Here is a 1,901-nt window from a genome sequence, read left to right on the forward strand (position 1 = left end):
ATCGTTGATACCGCCTTCGATCATCAGGTTGTCACTCATCTCAAAGTCCTCAATGGTGTGGCCCAGTCTCCCAGCTCCTTATTGCTGCACTCTGGTATCTGTTACCGCTTGCCGTAATGGTAAGCCTGATCAAGTCGCCCTGGTTCAAGGGCAAGTTTGGTGAGTTTCTGGTCAACCTCTCGGCACGGCGCTTCCTGGATAAATCCCGCTACCCAGGCACTTTGGCGTCGCCACTGACGAAGGGCTCAATGTCGAAACGTGGCTTGAGAGAAATGCGCAAGCGTTAACCCGTAAGTTGATAAGTGCATTCCCATTACCGGCAGGGCCGATAGCTCAGTCAATACAGCCTTATACGGTTCTGTAACCTTTTCTTTGGAGGCTCCGCACACGTGCTACATTTAATAAATCGTAGACTCTCAAGCGTAATACCACATCAAAATGGAGGTAGAGGCATGAGCAAATCCCTTGAAGGAAAGACCGTTGCCATTCTGGCAACTGACGGTGTGGAGCAGATAGAGTTAACCCGTCCCCGGGAAGAGTTGGAGTCAGCGGGGGCAAAGGTTGAGCTGGTTTCGATCAAGTCCGGCAGTATCGATGGTTACAACCACCTGGATAAGGCTGACCGTTTCAACGTAGACAAAACCGTCCAGCAGGCAGCGGTCGAAAATTACGATGCACTCGTATTGCCGGGCGGCGTCGCGAACCCCGATGCGATGCGTCTGGATAAGGACGCCGTGGCCATGGTCGCCCGGTTCGTGGAAGAAGGTAAGCCAGTGGCTGCCATCTGTCATGCCCCCTGGCTATTGATAGAGGCTGATGTGGTCAGGGGGGAAACCCTGACATCCTTCCCCAGCCTGAAAACCGATATCAACAATGCGGGCGGCCACTGGGTTGATCGGGAGCTCTGCCACGAGGGTGGTCTGATCACAAGCCGCAAGCCTGATGACCTGGATGCTTTCTGCAACAGGGTGATGGAGGCCGTGGCTGCCGAGTCGTAGCGGATACGTTCCAAACAAAAGGAGTTTGTCATGGAAATTCGACGTTATGAGGTGAGAGTCGAGAGCAATCTGATCAACGATATCAAACATCATACCCGCTGGTTCAAAGGGCTGGGCATTGTCTTTCTGGTGCTCGGTATTGCCGCAATCGCCTTTCCCTTTGTTGCCGCCCTGTCTCTGGAGATTGCCATAGGCATCCTGTTTGTCATTGCGGGCGTGGCGCAGGCCGTACAGTCCTTTTCTGTTCCGCGCTGGGGGGGCCTTTTGCTGAGCCTGGGGCTTGCGGCACTGGCACTGATTATCGGTTTGCTGATGCTGTTTTACCCCCTTGCGGGCGTTATAACCCTGACTGGTCTGGTCGCGGCATTCTTTCTGATTGCTGGCACCTTTAAAACGGCCTTTGCGCTTCAGGTGAAGCCCGCCATTGGCTGGGGCCTGCTGCTTACCGGGGGGCTGTTGTCTTTGGTCCTGGGGTTGCTGATTCTGTTCCAGCTTGCCGAAGTGTATCCCTGGATTCTGGGCCTGCTGCTGGGTATTGATTTTATTTTCACCGGCATCTGGATGATAGCGCTGGCCAGCAGAGCCAGACGCCTATGACCGGGTGATGGGTAGCCTGGAACCACTATCCACGGCTGACTCGACCGTCGAAAACGCAGGACTTGCGCGCTTGGGCGATCAACTGGAGCACTGGCTCCGGACCGCGAACACGCACTCCAGAACCAGTTATTGCAAATTAAAGCTTAATAGTACTTAACTATAATTTCAGCAGAAATCTTATTTTCATCAAAGACACTCACGACCAGATCACCTGAGACGCTGACAAAATCACCCTCTTTAGAAAACCGGGACAGATTTATTTTCCAGTCTGCCTGGTGCCCAGGCAGGCCTGAACCTCGTCACCAA

At 53.6% G+C, this 1,901-nt stretch carries 3 protein-coding genes; all 3 read left to right on the plus strand.

What is annotated here, in order from left to right:
• Positions 1-116 precede the first annotated feature (116 nt).
• The 3 genes from DIT71_RS18310 to DIT71_RS17545 all read left to right on the plus strand — a co-directional run bounded on the left by DIT71_RS18310 (position 117) and on the right by DIT71_RS17545 (position 1,595).
• Positions 117-287 carry a hypothetical protein gene (locus tag DIT71_RS18310; protein ID WP_227538200.1) on the plus strand — a complete coding sequence of 57 codons (171 nt, stop codon included), beginning with the start codon at positions 117-119 and terminating at the stop codon, positions 285-287.
• A gap of 165 nt (positions 288-452) precedes the next feature.
• Positions 453-998 (plus strand): type 1 glutamine amidotransferase domain-containing protein, encoded by a 546-nt coding sequence (locus DIT71_RS17540; RefSeq protein WP_114614517.1) that lies wholly within the window; start codon positions 453-455, stop codon positions 996-998.
• Positions 999-1,028: 30 nt separating this feature from the next.
• A complete protein-coding gene (locus DIT71_RS17545; protein WP_114614518.1) occupies positions 1,029-1,595 on the plus strand; it encodes an HdeD family acid-resistance protein in 567 nt (188 codons plus the stop codon).
• Positions 1,596-1,901: the final 306 nt, after the last annotated feature.

The sequence above is a fragment of the Marinobacter vulgaris genome (assembly GCF_003344045.1).
In the GTDB taxonomy this organism is placed as follows: Bacteria; Pseudomonadota; Gammaproteobacteria; order Pseudomonadales; family Oleiphilaceae; genus Marinobacter; species Marinobacter vulgaris.

What these genes read in the sequence shown, in the direction of transcription:
- DIT71_RS17540 (WP_114614517.1), top strand. Translation starts at nt 453, where the DNA reads ATGAGCAAATCCCTTGAAGGAAAGACCGTTGCCATTCTGGCAACTGAC.
- DIT71_RS17545 (WP_114614518.1), top strand. Translation starts at nt 1,029, where the DNA reads ATGGAAATTCGACGTTATGAGGTGAGAGTCGAGAGCAATCTGATCAAC.
- DIT71_RS18310 (WP_227538200.1), top strand. Translation starts at nt 117, where the DNA reads ATGGTAAGCCTGATCAAGTCGCCCTGGTTCAAGGGCAAGTTTGGTGAG.